Origin of the sequence: Polaribacter sp. NJDZ03, assembly GCF_019263805.1 — a bacterium.
Taxonomy (GTDB): domain Bacteria; phylum Bacteroidota; class Bacteroidia; order Flavobacteriales; family Flavobacteriaceae; genus Polaribacter.
Map to the genome: position 1 here is coordinate 1,200,903 of NZ_CP079195.1, position 25,302 is coordinate 1,226,204.

Below are 25,302 nucleotides of genomic sequence, written 5' to 3' on the forward strand. Positions count from 1 at the left end.
ATTTATCTAATGCAACCACTTTACATACTCCTTTTAATAGTCGCTTATTTTACGGTATTAATCGGTATTTCTTACCTCACCGGAAAATCTGCAGACAATAAAACATTTTTTAAAGCAGACAACTCCTCTCCTTGGTATTTAGTTGCCTTTGGAATGATTGGCGCTTCACTTTCTGGTGTTACCTTTATCTCGGTTCCTGGTTGGGTAGAAACAGATTCTATGAGCTATTTTCAAATGGTTTTAGGCTATGTTGTTGGATATGCAATTATTGGTTTGGTTTTACTTCCGTTGTATTACAAACTAAATTTAACCTCAATTTACACCTATTTGCAAGATCGTTTTGGTAATTATTCTTACAAAACTGGGGCTAGTTTCTTTTTACTCTCTAGAATCGTTGGTGCCGCATTCAGACTTTTTTTAGTCGCAAATGTGTTGCAAGCAATTTTATTTGATGCTTACGGCGTTCCGTTTTGGGTTACTGTTTCCATCACTATTTTATTAATTTGGTTATATACTTTTAAAGGAGGAATAAAAACCATTGTTTGGACAGATACTTTACAAACCTTATTTATGCTAGTTGCAGTTGGTGTTTGTATTTACACCATTTCTAGCGAAATGAAAATTGACAATCTCTTTACGTATGTTGCCGATAGCGAAATGTCTAAAACCTTCTTTTTTGATGACATAAAAGCTGGAAATTATTTCTGGAAACAGTTTTTATCAGGAGCATTTATTGCTGTTGTAATGACTGGTTTAGACCAAGATATGATGCAAAAAAACTTAACCTGTAGAAATTTAAAAGATGCGCAGAAAAACATGTTTTGGTTTACGATTGTATTGGTAATTGTCAACTTTTTCTTTTTAACTTTAGGTGTTTTATTAACAGATTATGCCCAACAATCAGGAATTGAAGCACATAAAGACGAGCTTTTTCCAATCATAGCAACACAAGGAAACTTAGGTTTGGCTACTGCCCTATTCTTTTTACTGGGTTTAATTGCTGCAGCTTATTCTAGTGCAGATTCGGCCTTAACTTCTTTAACCACTTCTTTTAGTATTGATATTTTAGAAATTGATAAAAAGAAAGATAAAAACGAGCAAGAAAAAATTAGAAAGAAGATTCATATTATATTCTCTTTTGTGTTGATTGCAACCATTCTAATCTTTAAATATTTTATTGCTGACGCGAGTGTTATTGCTAAAATATTTACGTTTGCAGGCTATACGTACGGACCTTTATTAGGTTTATATGCATTTGGAATGTTTACTAAAATAAAGGTAAAAGACAAATTGATACCTGCCATTTGTATCATTGCTCCGATTCTTACGTATATAATTAGTTATTATTCTAAAGAAAAACTTGGTTTCGACTTTGGCTTTTTTGTATTGGTTTTAAACGGCTTTTTAACCTTTATTGGATTGTATTTAGCGAAGAAGTAATTTGGGTTGTTTCTAAGCTTATTTTTAGATAAATTCGTTAACTTGTGATGTTAAAGATTAAAATATTTGATATCAATAGAGTTAGCGTGCATTACGAAGAAAATAGTGAAAAATTGTAAAGAACTTGAATAAACCGAATAGGCATAATAATCATATTTTAGAAACTGAATCAAACAAGTTTTTTAATTTTAAAGTTCCAAACGAATGGTACGTTGATAAACCTGAACATGACTATGGTGTTGACTATGTCGTTAATATAGTTACTAATAATCACGTGACTGGACTTAGCTTTTCTGTTCAAATGAAAAGTAAAATAAAAGAAAAAAATAGCAACTTTGCCGTGATTTCATTAAAACGTTCAACATTAGGACTGTTTAATACAAAATTAGAGCCTGTATTTCTTGTCGCATACGTACAAGAGGAAAAAGAAGCATATTGGTCTTGGTATAATGAATTAGAATTTGACTTAACATCTTCTCAAAAAACATATACAGTAAATATTCCGAAAACAAATAAACTTAGTCAAATTGATTGGAATCCAATTTCAAAATATGTCCAGGAGATTTTCGGTGTCAAAATGCTTGTAGAGGGTATAAAAAATCTTGAATATGATGAAATTTCTAATTCACAGATTCTTGCTTGGAAATATTATTTTTCACAGGATTATGAAAAATCTATTTTCTATTTCAAAAACTTATTGAAAGAAAAACCAAACGACATTGCAGTTTTGGAAGGCTTGGCACAAAGTCAGTACAAAACTTTTCATTACAAAGAAGCTATTAATAATATTAATAAGACTATCAATCTATCAGGTACACCTAACCAACATTTGACAAAAGCTTGTATTCTGGCAGAGGATGGTATGCAAAATGGAATAAAGGGAAAAATTATTGAAGCAAAAAACTTATTTAAAGAGTTTTTAAATAAAGATAATACACAGTTTATTTTTCATTATAATTATGCCAATACTTTAAGTCGATTAAGATATACTAAAGAAGCAATTTACCATTTTGAATTATGTTTAAAACTAAATCCAAACTTTGAGCAAGCATGGAAAAACCTTGGACAAGTTTACTTTGACACTAAAGAACATGAAAAAGAGTTAAGTTGTTATAACAAGGCTTTAATAATAAATCCTCTATTACCTCAAGCTCTTTTTAGTAAAGGAGTTACACTTTCAAGAATTTATAATAAAGATGAAGAAGGTTTATCTCTTATGCTTAAAGCTGTAGGGAATGACGAAAATATGCTTCTTGAATATCAATATACTTACTTTGGGATTGCATATGCTTATCAAAAGCTTGAAAATATAAAAGAAGCTTTAAACTGGGTTAATAAAGGATTAGACCACTATTCAGAAGATAAGGTTTATTTAGATTTCAAATCAAATTTATTAATTAATAATTGGAAAGAAAATGAATGGTTAATAGATGAAGCGTTACGTTTTTTTGAATTTCGTCTTGAATTAGAAAATGATTATAAAAGTTTATATTCAATACTTTTAATTAAGCAATTGAAAGATAAAGAGCCAATTTTCAATTTAATAAAAAAACATACATCAATTTTTAGAGAAACTAGCTTTGAATCAATAAAAGCGTGTGATTTAGATATTAGTGACGGTATTATTTTTTTACTGCATTACGATAAATATCTTGATTTTAGAAATAGCCATTCAATTTATAGATATTCAATGCATTTGATTTCTGAATTATATCTTGTTTCAACTGAGTTCTGGGAAATTCTTGATTTTATTTTCGCAAAAAGCTTTAGTAATGCAATTACTCAATACTTTAAAGATACAGATTTTAACGTCATTACAGAGACTATATTAGAAGACTTAATAATATCTACAAGATCGATTAAAGTAATGTTTCCTAATACCGATTTTCTACAGGAGGATGCTATAAAAATCATGGCTCAGATTTACTCAGAATTTCCGACAATTATAATCCGTGAATTTGGAGCTCAGACTGGAACGATAAACAGTGTATTAGGAATAGATAAAACAGTTACAAAACCAGAATTTTCAGAAGAATGGTTTGAAAAACTCAATGAAGATAGTTTTATTGAAATGAACAAAAAACTAAAGCTATTAAAAGATAATTGATAAAAAAACTACAAAACACTAACAATGCATATAAAACATAGGCCATTTTTGTTAGCCCCAAAGTTCTGCGTCTATTTACAAAGTTCGCTAAATTTAAAATTTTACATTTAAACAAAAAATAAAAGCAAAATTTTTATATTTAGCTATGTAATAAAACCGAAACATATAGCTTATTTATTGCTCTATATCTCACATCCTTACAGTTAGCGAATTCATTCTAAAAAGATTCCTGTAGTCATCAAAAATAAACAACTTTTACTTGTATAAACAACACTAAAACAACAAACCCTATGAACAACAAAATAATAACCTTTTTTTTAGTTCTCTTATTAAGTAGTTGCGTAACATACAAGTATAAAAAACAAGGGTTTGTAACAAAGAAAGAATACTTAAAAGAAATTCCTTTTACCTACCAAAACGGTTTTATATTTATACCAGTAACAATTCAAGAAAAAGAGTATAATTTCCTTCTTGATACAGGAGCTGAATTAAACCTAATTGATCCAACAATATCAAGTGAATTAAATGTAAAACAGCTAAAAAAAGGAACTGTTTCAAATGGTAGTGATTCAGTAAAAAAAGTAGAGCGAGTTCAAATAAATTCTATACAAATAGCAGGTATTGAATTCCAGGAGACTGTTAGTTTAATTTGGGACGTTTCTAAATTTGGAAAATATATTAGATGTAAAAAAATAGATGGTATCATTGGAAATAATTTGATGAGAAAAGCCAATTGGCAAATAGATTATCAAAAACAACTTATTAGAATTACAGATAACAATGAAAGATTTGATATATCTAGTAATTCTAAAAAAATAAAAATGAATGCTGAAGATGTTGGTAATGTATATTTACACCTAAAAATAGGTCAAAAATCAAATTATTTCACTTTTGACACTGGGTATAATGGTTTTATTCAAACAGGAGACACAACTTTATTGAAAGACAGTCCATCGATTACAAAAGTTGGATTAAAAGGTGTAAATTTTACAGGAGCAAAGCAAGGAGAGACACACATAAAAAAAATAGATAGTTTTCATATAAATGAACTTCCATTTAAAAAACCTTCTTACCTTTTAATTAAACCAGGAAACTCTTCCCTTTTAGGTAATGATTTTTATGAAAACTACATAATTACAATAGACTGGAAAAATGATTATTTAGTTTTAGATAAGACAGAAAAAACAGATACTATTTTGCCAAATATTTATGAAGTTGGTTTTTTTACAGATTATGAAAATAGTAGAGTTACAGTAGCTAACATATATGATAAAAGCAAACTAGTTGGAAAAATAAAACCGAATTCAAAAGTATTAAAAATCAACAATATAGATTTAATTGAATTAAAAAAAACAGGTGAATTCTGTGACTTTTGGAAAAAAGAATGGAAAAGCCTTATTACCAACGACATTTTAAAAATTGTTGTAGAATCTGATGGGATAAAACAAACAGTAGAGATAAACAAAATTAAAACACCTTGGTAATATCCTGTAAATTAACTGCAGATTTTAGTTTATTTTAGAAAGTAACAGGCAACTGATTTACTTTTGCCTTTTCGTACTTAAAGCACGTAAAAAAAACCTCAAAAAACAATAATTCCTGTTTGTGTAAATGAATAACATGAAAAAATCAATTTCCATTATTGGCTCCGGACCTTCAGCACTACTTTTAGCGGCATTTTTAGATACTGAAAAGTTTGAGGTTACTATTTATGAAAAAAATAAAACAGCAGGTAGAAAACTTTTGGTTGCCGGAAAAGGTGGTTTTAATTTGACACATTCAGAACCTATTCTAGATTTTATTGAACGTTATACTCCTAATGATATTTTAAAAAATGCTTTATTAAATTTCACCAATGATGATTTTAGAAATTGGCTACAATCCATTGGAATTCCTACCTATATCGGCAGTAGCAAGAGAATTTATCCAGAAGAAGGAATAAAACCAATAACCGTTTTAAATACTATTTTAAATCATTTAAAAGAAAAAGAAATCGTTTTTAAATACGAACACACTTTTTCTGGTTGGGATGTAGAAAGTAATTTAATAATCAATGACAAGATTATTCATTCTAATTACACGATTTTCTCTTTAGGTGGCGCTAGTTGGAAAATTACAGGTTCTGATGGAAGTTGGTTAGAAACATTTCAAGAAAAAGGTGTAAAAACACTACCATTTGAAGCTTCTAACTGTGCTTTTAAAATTGATTGGAATCTAGATTTCATCAAACAAAACGAAGGAAATCCTTTAAAAAATATTACTCTTTCTTGTGCTGATAAAATACAAAAAGGAGAAGCTGTAATTACCAAATTCGGAATCGAAGGAAATGCTATTTACGCCTTGAGTCCGCAGATTAGAGCACAACTAAAATCCGAAGAAAAGGCAATAGTTTACATCGATTTTAAACCTACTTTTTCACAAGAAGAAGTGAGCCATAAAATGGTAAATTCAAACTTTAAAAACACCACACAAATTTTAAAGAAAGGATTGAAATTAAGTCCTTCTCAAATAGATTTACTTAAAATTCATCTTTCTAAAGAAGCATATTTAGATGCAGCAATTTTATCAAAAAACATTAAAAAATTCCCTTTAGATATTACAGGTTTAGGAAAATTAAACGCTGCAATTTCTACCGTTGGCGGAATAGCATTAAACGCTGTAGACACTCATTTTCAGTTACATAAAATTCCGAATCAATTTTGTATTGGAGAAATGCTAAATTGGGATGCTCCAACTGGAGGATATTTAATTCAGGGTTGTGCAAGTTCTGGTGTTTACTTAGCAAAGTATATCAACAAAAATCTTTAAAAAGGCTGTTTTAGAGTGTTAATACTCTTAAAATATTCTGTATTTTTACTGTATAGAATTTATATATAATGTCTAAAGATTTAAGTAATTACAGAAAATCCTACGAAAAACAAGAACTTTTAGAAAGTACTTGTCCAGAAAATCCCATGGAATTTTTTCAAACTTGGTTTCTAAAAGCCGATACATCAAACATGGTAGATGAAAGTAACGCCATGACTGTATCTTCCATTGGTTTAGATGGTTTTCCTAAAAGTAGAGTTGTTTTATTAAAAAAATTCACTTGGGAAGGTTTTATATTTTATACCAATTACAATTCGGAAAAAGGAAAAGCAATTGCAGCAAATAATAATATTTGCTTGTCTTTCTTCTGGCCTGCCTTAGAACAACAAATTATTATAAAAGGGAATGCAGAAATATTAGCAGAGAATTTATCTGATGGTTATTTTGAATCTAGACCAGACGGAAGTAAATTAGGTGCTTGGGCATCTAACCAAAGTGCTGTTGTTGCTTCTAGAGAAGAATTAGATGGCAATTTAAAACGATTAGAAGATAAATTTGAAGGAAAAGAAATAGTTAGACCCAAGCATTGGGGAGGTTATTTGGTAAAACCAATTTCTATAGAATTTTGGCAAGGGAGACCAAATAGAATGCACGATAGAATAAGATATACCTTAGAAGAAGATTTTTCTTGGAAAAAAGAAAGATTAGCACCATAAATTTTTATATTTACAACTCAACAATTAGAATTGAATGAAAACTTTATACATTGTTAGACATGCAAAATCTTCTTGGGAATACTCAGGAATAGAAGATATTGACAGGCCTTTAAAAAAACGCGGAATAAAAGACGCACATTTAATGTCTAAATTCTTAGCAAAAGAAATAGGCAGACCAGATGTTTTTGTATCAAGTAGTGCCAATAGAGCACTACATACATCTGTAATTTTTTGTGAAAACTTCGAATTTCCTTTATCTAACCTTCAAGTAAAAAGACAGTTATATAGCTTTAGTGATGGTTATTTGGTAAAAACAGTAAATGCTTTAGACGATGGTTTTAATTCTGCCATCATTTTTAGTCATGATCACGGTATCAATAGCTTTGTAAATAAGTTTGGTAACAAGCCTATTTCCCATGTATCAACTTGTGGTGTTGTAGGTATTCAGTTCGAAGATAAACATTGGAAAAATATTAAAAAAGGGAAAACGTTTATGATAGAATTCCCTAAAAACCATAAATAAAATAATTTGTTAGAAATTAAAAAATATGGTGCTATAGATATTGGATCAAATGCTATTAGATTACTTATATCCAACGTTATAGTATCTGAAGACAAAGAGCCTCAGTTTAAAAAATCTTCTCTAGTACGTGTGCCCATACGTTTAGGAGCAGATGCTTTTGTTGGCGGAATTATTAGCGAAAAAAACACTACCAGAATGATTAATGCTATGGAAGCATTTAAATTATTAATGGATGTAAATGGTGTAGAAAGATATAAAGCTTGTGCAACTTCTGCAATGAGAGAAGCTGAAAATGGAAAAGAAATTGCCGAAAAAATTTTTAATCAAACTGGAGTAAAAATTGATATTATAGGTGGTAAAGAAGAAGCAGCCATAATATCATCTACAGATCTAAATCAATTAATACAAGGAGATAGCTCTTATCTTTATGTAGATGTTGGTGGTGGTAGCACAGAATTCACCATATTTTCTGAAGGTAAAATTCTTACTTCTAAATCTTTTAAAATGGGTACGGTACGTTTGTTAAGCAACAAAAAATCTGTAAACAAAGAAATTTTTACAAACGTAGAGAAATGGATAAAGAAAAATACGAAAGATTTAAAGAAAGTCTCTTTAATTGGCTCTGGCGGTAACATTAATAAGTTATTTAAAATGTCTGGACGCGCAGAAGGAAAACCTATTTCTTATATTTATCTAAATGCTCAATATCAATTCTTAAAACAAATGACTTATGACGAACGTATCTCTGAGTTAAGTTTAAACCCAGATAGAGCAGATGTTATTATACCAGCAACCAAAATTTACTTGTCTGCAATGAAATGGAGTGGTGCTCGAAAAATTTATGTTCCTAAAATTGGACTTTCTGATGGAATAATTAAAAGCCTATTTTACAATAAGTTGTGATTTTTTTATGATTTCTTTAACATAATTTGTATTTTTGTTAGGCAAAATTGTGACTTGCTAAAAAATTGTGTGTCATATACATGAATTCAAAAATCAAAAATAAGTATATTATGAAAAAAATTTTACTAAGTGCTACACTATTAATGTTTGGAGCAGCAGCATTTGCTCAAGACTTACCAACAAATCCAGAACCAGGAAAATGTTACGTACGTTGTAAAACTCCAGAAGTTTGGAAAAACGAAGATGTAACTATTGAAGTGGCTCCAGCTTATAAGAAAATTGTTACACATCCTGCAGAATACAATACTGTTACAGAAAGAGTTTTAATTAAAGAAGCTGGACAACGTTTAGTTGTTGTTCCTGCAGTTTGGGAAGACAAAACAGTAAACTATACTGCTAAAGTAGACGCAAACAAATTAAGTGTAATTAATGCTACTTTTAACCCAGATTCTCAAACGATAGAAACAAAAGCGGCTTCTGCAAATTGGGAAATGAGTGAAAAAGCACCTGATTGTGAGTCTAGCGATCCTAACGATTGTAGATACTGGTGTTTTGTGCCGGTTCCTGCTCAATTTGTAACTGTACCTTTAACTAAATTAGATAAAGACGCAAGTACTGTATCTAACAAAGTTCCTGGATATGATAAAACATATACTACTAAAGTAATGGTAACGCCACCTACTACTAAATCTATTGAAATTCCTGCAGAATATGGAAGCATCAACAAAACAGTTTTAGTTAAAGATGCATGGCAAGAAGAAGTTACTGTTGCTGCGAAGTACCAAACTGTAACTAAAGAAATCTTAGTTAATAAAGGTGGATTAACAACTTGGAAAGAAGTTGAATGTGCATTAGTTAACAACACTATTTTACCAATTAATTGGAATTTAGGAAGCGCTACTTTAACTTCTGCTGCTAAAGGAATTATCGATACAAGATTATTACCTGTATTAAAAACAGGTGTATCTGTAGCTTTAGAATCTCATACAGACTCAAGAGGAACCAAAGCATCTAACCAAGACTTATCTGAAAGAAGAGCACAAGCAGTAACTAACTATTTAATTTCTAAAGGTGTAAACCCAAGTAAATTAACTGGTAATGGTTACGGTGAAGCTAAATTAACAAACAGATGTGCAGATGGTGTTTCTTGTACAGAAGCACAACACAGAGCAAATAGAAGAACTACGTTTAGAGTAGTGAATGAAAAATAATTATCTTCTTTAAAAAAGATATAAAAAAAACCGAAGCAAATTGCTTCGGTTTTTTTTTGCTTTAATAATTCTCTATAACAGACTGAATAAAAGGATAATAATAATCTGTAAGAATTAAACCTTTTTTATAACCAATCATTTTTCCTTTATGATTTACAAATACTAACGTAGGAAATGATCTTATTTTAAATTTTCTTTTTAAATCATTATTTACCTCTAACATCTCCGCAGAAATTAAATCTATATTTCTAGGACTATCTGCTTCATATAAAACTAAATCTTTATCTGCTATAGCCTTAAATTTTTCTGAATGAAAAAGATTCTTATCTAAAACCTTACAGGGGCCACACCAATCTGATCCTGTAAAATAAATAAGTACTGGCTTATTTTCTTTTTTAGACTTCTTTAAAGCCTCATTAAAAGAAGGCTCCCACTTTATAGAAGATGATTCTTGTATCTTAACTTCTTGCTTTTCTACTGGCTTTTCTTGTGCTATAATATATGTAGCTGATAAAAAACAAATAGAAAAACTTAAAATGACTTTTTTCATGAATATTAATTTCATCAAAAATATCAAAAATAATACCATAAAAAAAACTCCAAAGAAATTTTACCTTAAATAGGCCTTAAAAAAAGGTTCATCTTTCAATTTGAAAAAGAAATCTGGTGAAGAAAATGATTTGTAAAAAACAAAAAGCCGTAATTAAAAAATTACGACCTTAGGTTATTCTTCGAATATAATAAATTCAATCCCCCAATTTAATTATTACATCTTATCTTCAGAATAAGAACAAATATATAAAAATTTTAACAATATTTTAAGAAAACAAGCACATTTAGTTATTAATTACATTAAATTTAAAAATATGATTAGAATAATATAAAATTATTAAATAGTTAAGAAACTTCTAGCATTAATATATGAATCTTAATTGTATAAAAATTAGCTTTCAGATACAATGGTATAAAATTATTAAATATTAAAAACGAACTACTGAACCTGGGTTCATTTTTAGCAAGTCTAAGGTTTTATTACGTCTAATTTTATTAGTTTCTGTTTCTATAAATTTAGCTACAAAATAAATTTCTTTTGGAGATTCAAATTTAGTAAGTGATTCTAATTGCTGTATTTTCAATTTTAATTCACCTTTTATTTTATTTGTAATAAAAGGATGTTCTATAATTAATACAAGTTTTTGTCCTAGTTGTTCGTCTGAAACCCCTGCAACAAAAAAACGTTTACTGATGATTTCTGATAATTTTTCTTCAATTTTTTCGGGATGTAATTTTATACCTCCAGAGTTTATTACATTGTCAAAACGCCCCAACCATTCAAATTGATTCTCTGAAACTAATTGAATAATATCATTTGTAAAAATTACTTCATTAGAAACCTTTGGTGCTTTAATTACCAGACAGTTTCTAACATCTTTATAAATTTCTACATTTGGTAGTGTTTGATAAAAGTCCTTATGTGAAGATTTTTTATGACCATTGTTTTGTAATGAAGAAAAGTTATTCAACCTTTTAACGGCAATATGAGTAATGGTTTCCGTCATCCCGTAAGTCGCAAAAACACTACAACTAGAGCTCTGAATTTTATCTTGTAATTGATTAGAAACTACGCCTCCACCAACAATTAATTTCTTAATTTGATGTAATGAATTGATAGAATTCTCTAACTGTAACGGAACCATTGCAGAGAAATCATACAGTTTTTTCATCCCACGTAGTGGAAAAGATGTTGGAGATATAATATCTAATTGCCAGCCTAAAGTTAAAGCACGTATCAACATCATCTTACCGGCAATATACTCTGTAGGTAAGCATAATAATGCTGTTGTATTTTCTTTTAACTCAAAAAAAGCACCAGTTGCTAAAGCAGAATTCATCATCTTACTTTTTTCCAATTTTATATCTTTTGGAATACCTGTAGAGCCAGAAGTTTTAACCGTAATATATGCTTCTTCAGAAAACCAAGTTTTTAAAAAATGGTGAATTTCAACTGAAAAACGAGATGCATACGAAAGAATTTCGTTTACAGAAGCAAATGAAACCTCATTTAATTGAAAGCTGGTATGAAACTTATCTATTTTCAATCTTCTAAAATTCTATAATTTTCTTTTAAATTAACCGGTTTAGTAATCTTACCCGTTAATTTTTCTTTCCAATTTTTCCATCCATATTTTTTTGAAAAAATAAATAACAGAATTGGATATAAAACCAAGACAGGAAAAAACATTTCCCATCCAACAGAAGGTTCTGAAGTATCTACGTACAAAGCATCTGTTTGAAAAACCGTCCAATCGGTCGTTACAAAAAATGCCGCTACAATATTATTAATAGCATGTAAACCTAGCGACAACTCGGTACCTTCATCCATTAAAGTAGTTATTCCGTAAAAGAAACCCGTACCAATGTAAAAAACCATAGAAATGTACCCTAGTTTTTGAACCTCAGGATTTGCTCCATGCAACAAGCCAAAACAAACCGAAGTAAAAATTAATGGGAACCATCTATTTTTAGTTAAAATACCCAAACCTTGCATAAAATACCCTCTAAAAAGTAATTCTTCAAACGAAGTTTGAAAAGGTAAAAACAAAAAAGAAACAGCTAATAAGGTAAAGAAAGGAATCGCTTTAAAATTCCACACATAATTATCCGGAGATAAATAAATACCCAACATAATTACTACAGAAGAGATAATTCCCCAAAGAATAAAACCAAACCAAAAACGTTTCCAATCTATTCTCTTCCTACTCGTTACTAGAGATGTAACCGTTCTTTTATGTATATATTTGACTCCAATAATAAGGCTAATAAGACCAAATATGAACATCAAAATCATAAAAAAAAGGAAGAGATTTTTATCGATATCTAATGTCATAAAATTATTTTCTCCAGCGGCAATAAATTCAGAAAAATTTGCAGAATGCATAATAGCTATGGCTGTTAAAGGCAATACACCAATAATTTGCCAGCCAACAAAAACAACTATAATGGTTAACACCCAATGAAACCATTCACTTTTTCCTTTATATGCTTGTTGTATGTAATTCATGTTTATAAATTAAAATTCCACTTTTGTGCTGGATTATACTGTAACGTTCCGTTTTTAACAACTAACGGACTTGTAAAATTATTTGTAAATAAACCGCCAGTACCTAAGCCTTGTGGTAAATTACTTTTTAATGTATGTGTAAACTGCGCAATAGCATTCAATCCAATATTACTTTCTAACGCAGAGGTAATCCACCAATCAGCATTTATTGCTTCTGCACATTTAATCCATTCTAAACTCCCCGCAAAACCACCAATCAAACTCGGTTTTAAAATGATAAATTGAGGTTGAATTGTTTGTAATAACTGCTTTTTTTCTTCGGATGAAAATATACCAATCAACTCTTCATCCAATGCAATTGGCAAAGGTGTTTTAGCACACAATGCAGCCATTTCTTGCACTTGCCCTTGTTTAATGGGTTGTTCTATAGAATGAATTTCTAATTCGGATAACCGTTTTAATTTTTCTAATGCATTTTTAGGATTAAAAGCACCATTTACATCTACTCTTAATTCTATTTCTTTGGAAGAAAATTCTTTTCTAATTGATTTTAATAACGCAATTTCAGCTTCAAAATCAATAGCACCAATTTTCATTTTGATGCAAGAAAAACCAGTTTCTAATTTTTCTTTGATTTGCTTTTTCATAAATGCTTTTTCTCCCATCCAGATAAGGCCGTTTATAGCAATAGATTCATTTCCTTTTATAAATTCTGATGGAAATAAATTAAATTGATCGTCACTTTTAAGTGATAAAAAAGCCTGTTCTAATCCAAATTGTATAGACGGAAACTCACGTAGCTCATTAAGTAAACAAGACAAACCTTTGTTAATGTTCCTACAAGCCCAAATTAGTTTTTCTTCATAATTAACTACATCATCTATACTTAAACCTCTAAACAAACCAGTTTCTCCAATACCTGTTTTACCATTTTGTTCTAAAATAATAAACCACGTTTCTTTGGTTCTTAAAATTCCTCGAGAAGTACCACTTGGATTTTTAAAATTGAGCGTATATTTTTTGTGAGTAGCGTGTATCAAAAGAATTTATTTTTTATAAAAATATTTATATGAATACCGACTTTTTTGTGCCTTACAACAGCCAATAAAATACTATTAATGGTCTTTTCAACGAAAGAAGAAGAATTAATCTTCTTTTTTATCTTCTACAAAAGCTTTAAAATTATCTAAATAAGATTGATCTTGCTCCATGAATGTTCCTTTAAAATATGGAAAAATACAAGCCATTAAAAAAGTATCACTTTGGCAACTTGCATTTAAAGTAACGGTTGTAACTCCGTCTTTTTCTGTAAAAATATAATCGTCTTTTTTAAGCATACCCTGTGCATTAAAAAACAAGGTTACTTTTTCATTGGGTACATACGCCAATACTTTTTCAGTCATTGTTATTTCTTGACCTTGATTTAGAACTACTAGCTTATAGATACTTCCTATTTTTCCAGGATTTTCATTAACAACCTCAAAAGACTGTACTTCTGGAATCCAGTTATTTACATCCTCAGAATTATTAAAAGCTGTAAAAACCTCGTCTACAGACTTATCTATAGACACTTCTGCGGTATACGTTGTTTCTTTTACAATTAAACCTGTTAGTAAAAAAATCACTATAAAGGTAGAGATGATTATTAATATTACTTTTATTGTTTTCATTTTATAAATTTATATTTCCTCCTATTTCTAATATAACCAACTCTTTATTTTTTGCTGTAAATTTAGATTTTGCTTCATTAACATCTATTTCTATTGGTGGAAAAGTATTAAAATGACAGCCTATTACTTTGGTACACTCCACTAAATCACTTGCAATAATTGCATCTTCAACTCCCATTGTAAACGTATCTCCAATAGGAAAAATAGCCGCATCAAGTTTTGTTGTTAAAGGGATTAATTTCATATCCATGGTAACAGCAGTATCTCCTGCAACATATACGTTTTTATCTTTAGATGAAATAACAAAACCACCTGGCTCACCGCCATACGTGCCGTCTACAAAAGAAGAAGTATGAATTGCATTTACGTATTTGGCAGAAAATTGCTCCGTTTTAAAAGTTCCACCATGATTTAATGGATGTATCTTTAAATCTTTTGCGCCATAATACATGGCTATTTCATAGTTAGAAACGATCACCGCCTTTGTTCTTTCTGCGATTACTTCTACATCTAAAACATGGTCTTGATGCGCATGGGTTAATAAGATAAAATCTGCTTTCAAATTAGAAATATCTATATGAGAAGCCAATGCATTACCCGAAATAAACGGATCTATTAAAATAGTTACTTTATTAATTTCTATAGAAAAACAAGAATGCCCTAAATATTTAATCTTCATATCTTACAATTATAATTGAATTCTAATTTACAATATTTGTCCAATTCCAAAAAGAATTGCAAACAAAAAAGTACTCAATGCTACTTTCTTTAATTCACTATCTAATTCCGAAGGTACCGTGTTGTTTGCAACAGTTTTTACGTTTTTAAGTAACGGCACAAAAGCCATTAAGAAAATAAGTTGATAAACAGTTTTAAAATCTAAAAAAGTATACACACAAGCAGTAATTAAAGCACCAAAAATCAATCCATAATGGTATTTTTTTGCTTTTAATATTCCTAATTTTACCACTAGCGTATTTTTATTATTTTTTTGATCCTCTTCCCTATCTCGTAAATTATTTAGATTTAGAACCGCCGTACTTAGCAACCCAACAGATATTGCGGGTAGAAAAACAGTAAAATCTATCTGTTTTGTAAATAAGAAATAACTACCTACAACACTTAGTAATCCAAAGAATAGAAAAACAAAAATATCTCCAAAACCACTATATCCATAGGCTGAATTACCAACTGTATATTTTATAGCTGCTGCTATTGAGGCAATTCCTAAACCTAAAAACAGTATTGAATACCCGAAATTTTCTTTTCCGAAAGAAACATAAATTAGCAATAATGCAATTATCAACGTAATAATTGTTGTAATTATCATGGCAGATTTCATTTGTTTCGGAGTAATTGCTCCGGATGAAACCATACGTGCTTCTCCTGTTCTATTTTTATCGGATCCTTTAATTCCGTCTCCATAATCGTTCGCAAAATTAGACAATACTTGAAAACCAATAGTGGTTAAAATTGCTAACCAAAAAATAGGAGATTCTAAAATTGAAACTTGATTATTTAATTGATCACTCCCTAAAAAACATCCAACAATAATTCCTGAAACCGATAAAGGTAAGGTTCTTAATCGTGCTGCTTTTACGTAACTTTTTACATCCATAAATTTGTACTACTTTCCACTTTAAATAAAGTATAATTGTAAATTTTTATCGCCTCGCTTTTTTCTATACAAGGAAGTTTAATTTCTCCAGAAGCGGTTTGAAAGACCAAATCTACAACCTTATTTCTTTCTTGAAAAAAAGTTTGCATCATTTTAATATTTTGAACCTTAAAAAACGGTAAATATGTTAAATGAGTGTCAAAACTGCCAGAACCGACTAACAAAACATCATCGCTTATTTTATAGAATCTTTTATTGAAAATTAAATTGACAAAAAAGATAAACAAAGGAACCAATAAAACATTCCCTAAGAAAACCAATTTGTCTAAAAAAGTAAGATAAAGAGCTCCGTTTAATATCAACAAAAGTATAAAAGACAAAAAATACATTCTCTTTTTTAAATAAACATGCACCTGCTTTTTTTCTAAATGATCTACTTCAGAAAAATTGAAAAGCAGTTCTTTAATCTTATTAACTTGAGTTCTCTTACAACCAACAATTCGTATTAATTTATCTTTGTTTTTTTTACCAATTTCACCACTAACAGCTTGTTTAAATGTGATAAAGGAAATGCCTAGAATCTTTTTTATTGGATTTGTAGAAACAGTAATACTTTGAATTTTATCCTTTTTTAAAATAATAGATTTCTTGGTAAGCAATCCTTGATAGATTTCAAAATTCTGGTCTTTTATAAAAACAGTTAAATTAAAATGAAATAAAAACACTCTTACAAAAGAACTTAAAATGGCTATAAAAACGAGTAAAATAAAGAGCACAATAAATACAAATACGCTTTTATGAAACGAACTACCACTCTTCTCTATATATTCATTTAGCAAATAATCTTTTCCAATACCGCTAAATAATTGCTCTAACTGCTGATAAAGACCTAATAATAATGCTAGAAAAATAAGTAAACTTTGTAGGTGATTTTCTGTTAAACTAACTTTTAACAATTCTAATAAACTTATTTTTAAAAAAGGTTTCTCTTTAACCTCTTCCTCATTTATTACTGTAGAATTGTAACTTGAAAGTTCACTTTTAAGTGCTTTTGCTTTTTGAAAAGACAATGCTTTTATAGAAATTTCTGTTTTATTAGACCCAGCAGTTTCTATATTAACTTCATGAACATTAATAATTTGCTGAATAATATTTTGCTTAAAATTAATATTCTGAATTCGATCAAAAGAAATGGAAGTATTTGTCTTGTTTAAAATGCCTTGTTTTAAGATAAAGTGATTATCTTGAACCTTAAACTGAAAGTTTTCATAAATTAAAAAAGCTCTAATCAGAAAAAATAATAATAAAAACCCAAGCGCCAAGTATATATAAAAAAATGTACTTTCGTTAAGCTTAGAAAATTTTTGAATAAATAGAAACAGTAAAATCCAAAAAGTTTTTAATACTTTATACAGTAACTTAAGATAAATTATAAGTATTCCTTTTTTAGATTGCTTAGAAAATTGGCTAAAATCAAACGTGTTATTCATTGATTTTTTGGCTGATAAATTCTTTTATTTCTATAGCTTCTTTTTTGGTAATTCCTTTTATTTCTAAATCATCACTACTATCTCCTGCCGTAAAAACACTTAAGGAAGCCAATTTAAAAAACCTAGAAAAAGGACTTTCATCTACTTCTATATGCTGAATTCTAGAAAACGGTACTGTTGTTATTTTTTTGTAGAACAGACCACTTTTATAAGAAATATCTTTTTGTCTAACCGCGTATTTTCTTTTTTTAAATCCGTAGTAAAGTAAAAGTACTGTGAAAATAAAAACAATTATAAAGGCGATATAGATAAGGTAAACATAAGGACTAATTCCTTCAAGAAAATTATAATAACTTGCTAAGTAAATCCCTAATAAGGCAGCAGTAAAAATTAATAATACATTAAATAAAATAACTTTTAAATAATTCTTATGAATCTGTTTAAAGGCTATCTCGGTAATATTTGGTAAATTAGAAACCAATTCGTTTTTAAACATTTAAAATAATTTAATGTTTTTATCTACAAATGGTTAGCTTCTGCAATTAATTCTGCAATATCTTTAACAACAACTTCGGCTTCTTTTTCTTTAAACTTAATTCCGTCTGTCATCATGGTATTACAATAAGGGCAACCTGTGGCAATAATATTTGGTTTGGTTTCTAAAGCATCTTCTGTTCTTAAAACATTAATTTCCTTATCCCCTTTTTCTGCATCTTTAAACATTTGCGCTCCTCCTGCTCCACAACACAATGCTGTAGATTTATTGCGTTTCATTTCTGTTAAATTAACGCCTAATCTTTTTATTAATTCTCTAGGAGACTCATACACTTCATTAGCTCTACCTAAATAACAAGGATCGTGAAACGTTACTCTTTTCCCTTTTAAAGTAGTATCATCAATTTTTAAACGCCCTTCTGCAATTAAATTTTGTATGAATTGTGTGTGATGGAAAACTTCATATTTTCCTCCTAAAGAAGGATATTCATTTTTTAAAGTATTAAATGAATGCGGATCGCAAGTAACTATTTTTTTTACTTCGTAACCATTTAGCACTTCAATATTCATCATTGCCTGCATCTGAAACAAAAATTCATTTCCTGCTCTTTTTGCGGCATCTCCAGTAGAAGATTCTTCCGTTCCTAAGACAGCAAAATCTACTTTAGCTTGATGTAATATTTTTACAAATGCTCTCGATATTTTTTTTGCTCTATCATCATAACTTCCTGCTGCGCCAACCCAAAACAACACTTCTGGTTGCTTACCTTGAGCCATCATATCTGCCATTGTTGGTACGTTCATAACTTTGATGTTTATTCGTTTAAATGATTAATCGTATGTTCTCGATACAAATTTATTCGTTCCTCTTAAATTCACTCGAACTGACAGGAACTGAAAACTGAGACTGTTTACTGAATACTAATTTTGAAAACCACAGCTTTTCGCTGAAAACTACAACTGTAAATTGCCAACTATTTTTTTACTCTTCGTTAGCCCAGTTTAATCTGTCTTGCTGATTGTATTGCCAAGGCGCTCCATTATTTTCGATGTTTGTCATCATCATATTTAACTCTTGTGGCGCTGCACTTTCTTCCATTACCAAATATCTTCTCATATCCATAATAATAGAAAGAGGATCTATATTTACCGGACATTCTTCTACACAAGCATTACAACTTGTACATGCCCAAAGTTCTTCTGGAGAAATATAATCGTTTAATAATTGCTTACCATCATCAACAAAAACGCCTTTATTAGCATCAATATTTCTACCAACCTCTTCTAAACGATCACGAGTATCCATCATGATTTTTCTTGGAGATAATTCTTTTCCGGTAAGGTTTGCAGGACAAGATGATGTACATCTACCACACTCTGTACAGGTGTATGCGTTTAATAATTGTACCCAGTTTAAATCTGCAACGTCAGATGCTCCAAATTTTTCCGGAATTGCTTCTTCCTCTCCTTCAGCTGGAGCTGCATAAGGATCTGCATCTGGATCCATCATTAACTTTACTTCTGTAGTAACAGATTCTAAATTTGTAAACTGACCTTTAGGATTTAAGTTTGCAAAATAGGTGTTTGGAAACGCTAATAAGATGTGTAAATGTTTTGAGTAATATAAATAGTTTAAGAAAACTAAGATTCCTAAAATATGAATCCACCAACAAGTTCTTTCTATAGTGTGCAACCCTTCTGGAGAAAACCCATCAAATAAAGGCGCTATAAACTGACTGATTGTATTTCCAATTCCAGCTTGCTGAAAACTAGCGTCTGTAGCATTCATCACTAAAAACAAGGTCATTAACACCATTTCGAAATAAAGAATATAATTTCCATCGTTTTTAGGCCAACCTTTCATTTCCTTACTTAAGAAACGTTTAATGTTAGATATATTTCTACGTAGCCAAAAAACGATAACAGCTACAAAAACTAAGACTGCTAATACCTCGAAAACACCAATTAAAAATCCATATAAACCATCACCTATAAGTCCTTTAAAAACTCTGTGAGTTCCAAATAACCCATCAATAATAATTTCTAAAACTTCTATATTTATAATAATAAAACCAACGTACACAACAATATGAAGAAATCCTGAAAAAGGTCTTTTTACCATTTTAGATTGCCCAAGAGCAATCATCAACATATTTTTTAAACGTTCAGGCTTTTTATCTGTACGATTAACCTCTTTACCTAATTTAATATTTCTTAATAGTTTACGAATGTTCATCGCAAAAAAACTAAGTCCTAAAGCTAAGGCTAAAGCAAAAATTATGTTGGGTAGGTATTGCATATTAGTTAGTAGTTTATATAAAATTAGTTATTTTCTTCTTGTAATTCGGTCTCTTTCTTAGGCGTATAAGGTTTTGCTTTTTTTCCGAATAAAGAAAAATGTACAAACCTCTTAGGATTCATTTTCATTTCTCTTAATAAGTTTTCTAACTCTTTAGACATAGAAGTTAAGTTATTATACATCGCATCATCAGTAATTAATTTACCAACGGTACCTTTACCAGCGTGAATACCAGCTAACATTAAATTAACAGAATTTAATGTTATTTCTGCTTTATTAATAACAGCTCCAATATTTGCATTTGCTAAAGTATCAGACACTTTTGCGAAATTTTCTGTAATTTTCTTGGTGTTTTGTACACTTTCTTTTAGGTCTGAAGAAGTAGCATCTATCATTCCATTTACAGATAACATCATTTTTTGAACTTCACCTAAAGTCGTTTCTAAACTTGTAACAGAGTTTTTTAAACTCTTTTGTGTGTTTGTATCTAACACATTATTTACATTTTTAAATAATGAATCTGCGCTTACCATTACCATTTCTAACTTAGCTTGTATAGGATCTAAACGCTCTCCAATAGAAGTAAATAAACTAGATTCTATTTGACCTTTAAGATAGTCTCCCGAAATAGCCATTTCACCATCATAATTTGGTATTATAGCTAAATTAGAGCCACCTAAAGGACTAGGAGAATATATTTTTACAACACTAGTTTTAGAGAATTCAAAATCTTTTTCAATAGCAAAATTAACGACTAATTGCCCTTTTTTATCATCTGATTGATTAAAAGCAATATCTATAACTTTACCTACTTTTAACCCATTAATAGTTACTGAGCTAGACTTCGTTAAACCACCAATATTGGTGTATTCTACTTTAAAATAACGGGTATTTCCATCAAACAAGTTTTGACCTTTTAAAAAGTTATATCCCCATATAAATATGAATATAATAACAATAGCAACAATTCCTGTTTTTAATTCTTTAGACATCCATAAAAGTTTAATAACAAAACTACTAATAATTTTTGGTTGAGACCATCAAATCTATTGTATTTTAAGCGCTTCTTGTACAGAAATTTTTTCACCATTCTTAAAAGCAACAATAAAAGCAGAAGTATACCCTTTACCTTTTGCAACCTTTAAAGATTGTTTTACATTAGAATAGTTAGAAGTGTTTCCAAAATAATATTTATAATAACTACCTACAGCAACTCGCTCTACTTCTCTTAAACCTTTAAAATTGTATGCTTTTGTTTCTATTTTATTTCTTCCAGAGGCAACTTGCACTTTGTATTCTACATTACCTACTACTTTGCTTTCTGACACATTATTGTTTACTGTATTTAGTTTTAAATTACCTAAATATTTTAAAACAGCTGCTGTAATGGCAGTTCCCATTTGTTCTTGACCTTTTTTAGAATTTAGATATCTACCTTCTGTTTTATTGGTTAAAAAACCTAATTCTACCAAAACACTTGGCATAATAGTTTCTCTTAAAACCTGAAAGTTATCTTGCTTTACCTTTCTATCATGTCTTTTTAATTTAGAGGTAAAACTATGTTGAATTAAACTGGCAATAGTTAAACTTCTATCTAAGTTTTCTTCTTGTAATAGAGATAAGCCAATTACAGATTCTGCAGAATTAGAATCGAATCCTTTATACTTCTCTTCATAATTATCTTCATAAAAAATGGAAGCATTTTCTCTTTTAGCAATTTCTAAGTTCTTTTTATTACCTCTTAAACCTAAAACAAAAGTACCCGCACCATATGCATTAGACGTATGAGAGTCGCAATGAATGGATAGAAACAAGTCTGCCTTTGCATGATTTGCAATTTCTCCTCTTTTCCATAAATCGATAAAAACATCGTCACTTCTAGTGTAAACAACTTTTATATCTTTAGTCTTAGATAATTTTCCTCCTACAAGTAGCGCAACTTTTAACGCTATATTCTTCTCTTTGTAACCGTTACCTAGGTTTCCAGGATCTTTACCACCATGACCAGCATCAATAACAACTACGTATTCTTTTTGCCCAAATAGTAATGATGGATTCATTAAAAATGAGAACGCAAAGAGAAAAAATAAAAGATTTCTTACTTTGATATTAATTTTGTGATTTTCTTTAATTTGCATCAATAAAATTTAACTAATTTTGGCATCGTAAATTTGGTGTTTCAAATATTGAGCCATACTTTTAACCTTTATACAAAAATAGCATTTAAAGCATTGCAAACAAACCTATCATACATTCTTTTATTTTGCGGTATCTTTTTTATAGAAATAGGCTTTTCACAAGCACTAGAATCTGAAGATAAAACAGCAATTACTAATGTTCAGAAAGATTCTCTTTTTAAAAATAAGAGAGATTCTTTAGCATTAAAAAAAACAGATTCAATTTCTTTAGACTCTATAAAACTTAAGGAAACTATAGAAGACATTATTGTGCATGTTGCTACAGACTACACCATACAAAATGCAAAAGACCAAACGGTTACACTTTATAACGAAGCAAATATCACCTATACAGATATCGATTTAAAAGCAGGTATAATTGTTGTTGATTATAAGAAAAACACTCTTTTTGCAAAAGGAATCATAGATAGTACTGGTTACGTTCAACGTCCTATTTTTAAACAAGGCAGTCAAGAATCTGAACAAGATTCTATTATCTATAATTTTAAGAGTAAAAGAGCTTTAATTTATGGATTAAAAACAAAACAAGGAGAAATGTTTACGTATGGAGAAAAAACCAAGCGTGTAAATGATTCTACTATATATGTAAGAAATATACGTTTTACTACTTCAGAAAAGAAAAATCCGGATTATTACATTGCAACTGACAAAGCTAAATTAGTACCTGGAAAAAAGATAATTGTGGGTACTAGTAATTTAGTTTTAGCAGACATACCTACCCCAATCTATTTACCCTTTGCTTATTTTCCTATAACAGAAACAAGTGTTTCTGGATTTTTAATTCCGTCTTTTGATACTGGAAGTAGTAATAGAGGTATTGGTTTTCAGAATGGTGGTTATTATTTTGCGATTAGTGATTATATGGATTTAACAGTTTTGTCTGATGTCTATTCAAACGGAAGTTGGGGTTCTAGAATATCTTCTAACTACAGGCAGCGGTATCGCTTTAACGGTTCTTTTAGTTTAAACTTCGAAAATAATATCAGCGGAATTAGAGGCTTCGATACTTATAGTAAATCTAACAACTTTAATATTAGATGGTCTCACAGTCAAGATGCTAAGGCGAGTCCTAACTCTAGATTCTCTGCTTCTGTAAACTTAGGTAGTAGTAAGTTTTTTAGAGAATCTCAAAACCAGTATAACATAGCACAGACGTTAACAAACACATTTAACTCTTCAATAAATTATAGCAAAACTTTTGTTGGTACGCCATTTAACATGAACCTTACTGCTAGTCATCAACAAAATACAAATACAGAAGCGATTACAATGACATTGCCATCCTTAACTGTAAATATGAGTAGAATATATCCGTTTGCGGGAAAAAATGGCATTCAGAAAACACCCATTCAAAAAATGGGTTTTAACTACACAATGCAAGGCCAGTATTTAATTAACACTACAGATGATGAGTTTTTTACACCAAAAATGTTTGAAACAGCAAGATCTGGAATGCAGCATAAAACAGGAACTAGTACAAATATAAAAGCATTTAAATACTTTACATTATCACCAAGTGCTAATTATGAAGAAACTTGGCAGTTTGATTATATTCAGAAAGATTATGATGTAACAGAAAATGTTGTTGTTACAGACACTCTTAGGGGCTTTAAAAGCTATAGAGAATACAATGCTGGTGTTAGTTTATCTACAAACATCTATGGTACTTTTAATTTTAAGAAAGGAAGATTAAAAACTATTAGACATACCTTTAGACCATCTATTTCTTATTCTTACAGACCCGATTTTAAGGATAAATACATAAAACAAGTACAGCAAAGTGCAGATGCCACCGATTTATTAGATTACACTGCTTATGACCAAGGTATTTATGGTGCTCCGTCTTCTGGCTTAAGTAATTCTATAGGTATTACTTTAAACAACGTTTTAGAAGCAAAGGTTGCTCCCAAAGACCCAGATAGTGACGAGGAAGATGAAAAAATAACTCTTTTAAATAATTTAAACTTTAGCAGTTCTTATAATATTGCTGCCGATAGTTTACGATGGTCTCCTGTTAGTTTTTCTGCAGGAACACGTTTATTTAAAGATAAGTTATCTATTAATTTAAGTGGTTCTATGGATCCTTATAAAGTAAATAGCGATGGTGTAAGAATTAATGAGTATAATGCAAATATTTTAAGATTAACAAATGCTAATTTAACTGCAAATTATTCTATATCTAGTACCGATTTTGACAAGGATAAAAAAGACAAATCTAAAGAAAGCGGTAACGGAGGTGACAATAATGTAGATATTATTGGAGCAGATATTAATCCTACTGGTAGAGATAATAGAAATAACGCTAATAATACAGAAGAAAAAAACACAAAGAAAGAGACAAAGTTATATAGAGCAGATATCCCTTGGTCTATAAATTTAGCCTACTCTACTAATTATACGAATAATGGTATAGACGGTGGTAATATTGGTGTGCATAGTATTATGTTTAGTGGTAACTTAGAACTCTCTCCAAAATGGAAAATGGGCTATTCTTCTGGTTACGATGTTAAAGGAGGTGCTTTTACATTTTCTAGATTTAATTTCACTAGAGATTTAGATAGCTGGCAATTTAATTTTAACTGGGTTCCTTTTGGTACAAATTCTTCTTACACGTTTTTTATTGGTGTAAAATCTTCTGTATTATCAGATCTTAAATGGGATAAAAGCAAACCTGCAGATAGAAGATTGTTTTAATACTACTTAGTGTTCAGTGTTCTAATCTAAAAAACTTAGACTACCTTATAAGTAACAATCGTTAAAACG

The 25,302-nt window shown here is 29.7% G+C and carries 22 protein-coding genes; 9 read left to right on the plus strand and 13 right to left on the minus strand.

The annotated features are described in order from the left end of the window. Window positions 1-9 precede the first annotated feature (9 nt). From KV700_RS05065 to KV700_RS05100, 8 genes are all read left to right on the plus strand, one after another. The gene (locus KV700_RS05065; protein WP_218599402.1) at window positions 10-1,440 is read left to right on the plus strand and encodes a sodium:solute symporter; all 1,431 of its coding nucleotides are present in this window, start codon (window positions 10-12) and stop codon (window positions 1,438-1,440) included. Window positions 1,441-1,564: 124 nt separating this feature from the next. Beyond that, window positions 1,565-3,547 carry a DUF4365 domain-containing protein gene (locus KV700_RS05070; protein ID WP_218599403.1) on the plus strand — a complete coding sequence of 661 codons (1,983 nt, stop codon included), beginning with the start codon at window positions 1,565-1,567 and terminating at the stop codon, window positions 3,545-3,547. A 290-nt stretch (window positions 3,548-3,837) separates the two neighbouring features. Further along, window positions 3,838-5,031 carry a retropepsin-like aspartic protease gene (locus tag KV700_RS05075; protein WP_218599404.1) on the plus strand — a complete coding sequence of 398 codons (1,194 nt, stop codon included), beginning with the start codon at window positions 3,838-3,840 and terminating at the stop codon, window positions 5,029-5,031. A 136-nt stretch (window positions 5,032-5,167) separates the two neighbouring features. Then, window positions 5,168-6,355: an NAD(P)-dependent oxidoreductase gene (locus tag KV700_RS05080; RefSeq protein ID WP_218599405.1), complete on the plus strand. Its 1,188-nt coding sequence runs from the start codon at window positions 5,168-5,170 to the stop codon at window positions 6,353-6,355. A gap of 68 nt (window positions 6,356-6,423) precedes the next feature. Then, window positions 6,424-7,071 (plus strand): pyridoxamine 5'-phosphate oxidase, encoded by a 648-nt coding sequence (pdxH, locus tag KV700_RS05085; RefSeq protein ID WP_166381923.1) that lies wholly within the window; start codon window positions 6,424-6,426, stop codon window positions 7,069-7,071. Window positions 7,072-7,105: 34 nt separating this feature from the next. Next, the gene (locus KV700_RS05090) at window positions 7,106-7,594 is read left to right on the plus strand and encodes a histidine phosphatase family protein (protein WP_166381921.1); all 489 of its coding nucleotides are present in this window, start codon (window positions 7,106-7,108) and stop codon (window positions 7,592-7,594) included. Window positions 7,595-7,600: 6 nt separating this feature from the next. Further along, on the plus strand, window positions 7,601-8,497 hold the full coding sequence (locus tag KV700_RS05095) for a Ppx/GppA phosphatase family protein (protein WP_218599406.1): 897 nt from the start codon (window positions 7,601-7,603) through the stop codon (window positions 8,495-8,497). A 110-nt stretch (window positions 8,498-8,607) separates the two neighbouring features. Then, on the plus strand, window positions 8,608-9,708 hold the full coding sequence (locus KV700_RS05100) for an OmpA family protein (RefSeq protein WP_166381917.1): 1,101 nt from the start codon (window positions 8,608-8,610) through the stop codon (window positions 9,706-9,708). Between the two features lie 61 nt (window positions 9,709-9,769). Here the strand turns inward: KV700_RS05100 and KV700_RS05105 are convergent, their stop codons facing one another. From KV700_RS05105 to KV700_RS05165, 13 genes are all read right to left on the minus strand, one after another. Next, the gene (locus tag KV700_RS05105; protein WP_166381915.1) at window positions 9,770-10,258 is read right to left on the minus strand and encodes a thioredoxin family protein; all 489 of its coding nucleotides are present in this window, start codon (window positions 10,256-10,258) and stop codon (window positions 9,770-9,772) included. Between the two features lie 430 nt (window positions 10,259-10,688). Next, a complete protein-coding gene (locus KV700_RS05110) occupies window positions 10,689-11,807 on the minus strand; it encodes an AMP-binding protein (protein ID WP_218599407.1) in 1,119 nt (372 codons plus the stop codon). Continuing rightward, complete coding sequence (locus KV700_RS05115; RefSeq protein WP_218599408.1) at window positions 11,804-12,769, minus strand: CPBP family intramembrane glutamic endopeptidase; 966 nt, start codon at window positions 12,767-12,769, stop codon at window positions 11,804-11,806. Before KV700_RS05115 ends, KV700_RS05110 begins: the two co-directional genes overlap by 4 nt. A gap of 2 nt (window positions 12,770-12,771) precedes the next feature. Further along, window positions 12,772-13,809, minus strand: coding sequence for an o-succinylbenzoate synthase (locus KV700_RS05120; protein ID WP_218599409.1), 1,038 nt, complete (start codon window positions 13,807-13,809; stop codon window positions 12,772-12,774). Between the two features lie 105 nt (window positions 13,810-13,914). Beyond that, window positions 13,915-14,439: an SRPBCC family protein gene (locus KV700_RS05125; RefSeq protein ID WP_218599410.1), complete on the minus strand. Its 525-nt coding sequence runs from the start codon at window positions 14,437-14,439 to the stop codon at window positions 13,915-13,917. Between the two features lies 1 nt (window position 14,440). After that, window positions 14,441-15,118: a metal-dependent hydrolase gene (locus tag KV700_RS05130; protein WP_218599411.1), complete on the minus strand. Its 678-nt coding sequence runs from the start codon at window positions 15,116-15,118 to the stop codon at window positions 14,441-14,443. Between the two features lie 27 nt (window positions 15,119-15,145). Continuing rightward, complete coding sequence (gene menA, locus KV700_RS05135; protein WP_218599412.1) at window positions 15,146-16,057, minus strand: 1,4-dihydroxy-2-naphthoate octaprenyltransferase; 912 nt, start codon at window positions 16,055-16,057, stop codon at window positions 15,146-15,148. Next, window positions 16,048-17,547 (minus strand): PH domain-containing protein, encoded by a 1,500-nt coding sequence (locus tag KV700_RS05140; protein ID WP_218599413.1) that lies wholly within the window; start codon window positions 17,545-17,547, stop codon window positions 16,048-16,050. Before KV700_RS05140 ends, menA begins: the two co-directional genes overlap by 10 nt. Continuing rightward, window positions 17,540-18,043 carry a PH domain-containing protein gene (locus KV700_RS05145; RefSeq protein WP_218599414.1) on the minus strand — a complete coding sequence of 168 codons (504 nt, stop codon included), beginning with the start codon at window positions 18,041-18,043 and terminating at the stop codon, window positions 17,540-17,542. Before KV700_RS05145 ends, KV700_RS05140 begins: the two co-directional genes overlap by 8 nt. Window positions 18,044-18,066: 23 nt before the next feature. Then, on the minus strand, window positions 18,067-18,846 hold the full coding sequence (locus KV700_RS05150) for a (Fe-S)-binding protein (protein WP_218599415.1): 780 nt from the start codon (window positions 18,844-18,846) through the stop codon (window positions 18,067-18,069). A gap of 178 nt (window positions 18,847-19,024) precedes the next feature. Beyond that, on the minus strand, window positions 19,025-20,341 hold the full coding sequence (locus tag KV700_RS05155) for a (Fe-S)-binding protein (protein ID WP_218599416.1): 1,317 nt from the start codon (window positions 20,339-20,341) through the stop codon (window positions 19,025-19,027). 23 nt (window positions 20,342-20,364) lie between these two features. Beyond that, window positions 20,365-21,333: an MlaD family protein gene (locus KV700_RS05160; protein ID WP_166381895.1), complete on the minus strand. Its 969-nt coding sequence runs from the start codon at window positions 21,331-21,333 to the stop codon at window positions 20,365-20,367. Window positions 21,334-21,387: 54 nt separating this feature from the next. Further along, window positions 21,388-22,479 (minus strand): N-acetylmuramoyl-L-alanine amidase, encoded by a 1,092-nt coding sequence (locus KV700_RS05165; RefSeq protein ID WP_166381893.1) that lies wholly within the window; start codon window positions 22,477-22,479, stop codon window positions 21,388-21,390. Between the two features lie 93 nt (window positions 22,480-22,572). Between KV700_RS05165 and KV700_RS05170 the strand changes: the two genes are divergently transcribed. After that, the gene (locus KV700_RS05170; RefSeq protein ID WP_218599417.1) at window positions 22,573-25,233 is read left to right on the plus strand and encodes a putative LPS assembly protein LptD; all 2,661 of its coding nucleotides are present in this window, start codon (window positions 22,573-22,575) and stop codon (window positions 25,231-25,233) included. The last annotated feature ends 69 nt before the right edge of the window (window positions 25,234-25,302 follow it).

Excerpts from the sequence above, each read along its gene's own strand:
- KV700_RS05145 (WP_218599414.1), bottom strand. The coding sequence starts at position 18,043 with ATGTTTAAAAACGAATTGGTTTCTAATTTACCAAATATTACCGAGATA.
- KV700_RS05165 (WP_166381893.1), bottom strand. The coding sequence starts at position 22,479 with ATGCAAATTAAAGAAAATCACAAAATTAATATCAAAGTAAGAAATCTT.
- KV700_RS05090 (WP_166381921.1), top strand. The coding sequence starts at position 7,106 with ATGAAAACTTTATACATTGTTAGACATGCAAAATCTTCTTGGGAATAC.
- KV700_RS05080 (WP_218599405.1), top strand. The coding sequence starts at position 5,168 with ATGAAAAAATCAATTTCCATTATTGGCTCCGGACCTTCAGCACTACTT.
- KV700_RS05140 (WP_218599413.1), bottom strand. The coding sequence starts at position 17,547 with ATGAATAACACGTTTGATTTTAGCCAATTTTCTAAGCAATCTAAAAAA.
- pdxH (WP_166381923.1), top strand. The coding sequence starts at position 6,424 with ATGTCTAAAGATTTAAGTAATTACAGAAAATCCTACGAAAAACAAGAA.
- KV700_RS05105 (WP_166381915.1), bottom strand. The coding sequence starts at position 10,258 with ATGAAAAAAGTCATTTTAAGTTTTTCTATTTGTTTTTTATCAGCTACA.
- KV700_RS05150 (WP_218599415.1), bottom strand. The coding sequence starts at position 18,846 with ATGAACGTACCAACAATGGCAGATATGATGGCTCAAGGTAAGCAACCA.
- KV700_RS05115 (WP_218599408.1), bottom strand. The coding sequence starts at position 12,769 with ATGAATTACATACAACAAGCATATAAAGGAAAAAGTGAATGGTTTCAT.
- KV700_RS05160 (WP_166381895.1), bottom strand. The coding sequence starts at position 21,333 with ATGTCTAAAGAATTAAAAACAGGAATTGTTGCTATTGTTATTATATTC.
- KV700_RS05075 (WP_218599404.1), top strand. The coding sequence starts at position 3,838 with ATGAACAACAAAATAATAACCTTTTTTTTAGTTCTCTTATTAAGTAGT.
- KV700_RS05065 (WP_218599402.1), top strand. The coding sequence starts at position 10 with ATGCAACCACTTTACATACTCCTTTTAATAGTCGCTTATTTTACGGTA.
- KV700_RS05125 (WP_218599410.1), bottom strand. The coding sequence starts at position 14,439 with ATGAAAACAATAAAAGTAATATTAATAATCATCTCTACCTTTATAGTG.
- KV700_RS05155 (WP_218599416.1), bottom strand. The coding sequence starts at position 20,341 with ATGCAATACCTACCCAACATAATTTTTGCTTTAGCCTTAGCTTTAGGA.
- KV700_RS05130 (WP_218599411.1), bottom strand. The coding sequence starts at position 15,118 with ATGAAGATTAAATATTTAGGGCATTCTTGTTTTTCTATAGAAATTAAT.
- menA (WP_218599412.1), bottom strand. The coding sequence starts at position 16,057 with ATGGATGTAAAAAGTTACGTAAAAGCAGCACGATTAAGAACCTTACCT.
- KV700_RS05100 (WP_166381917.1), top strand. The coding sequence starts at position 8,608 with ATGAAAAAAATTTTACTAAGTGCTACACTATTAATGTTTGGAGCAGCA.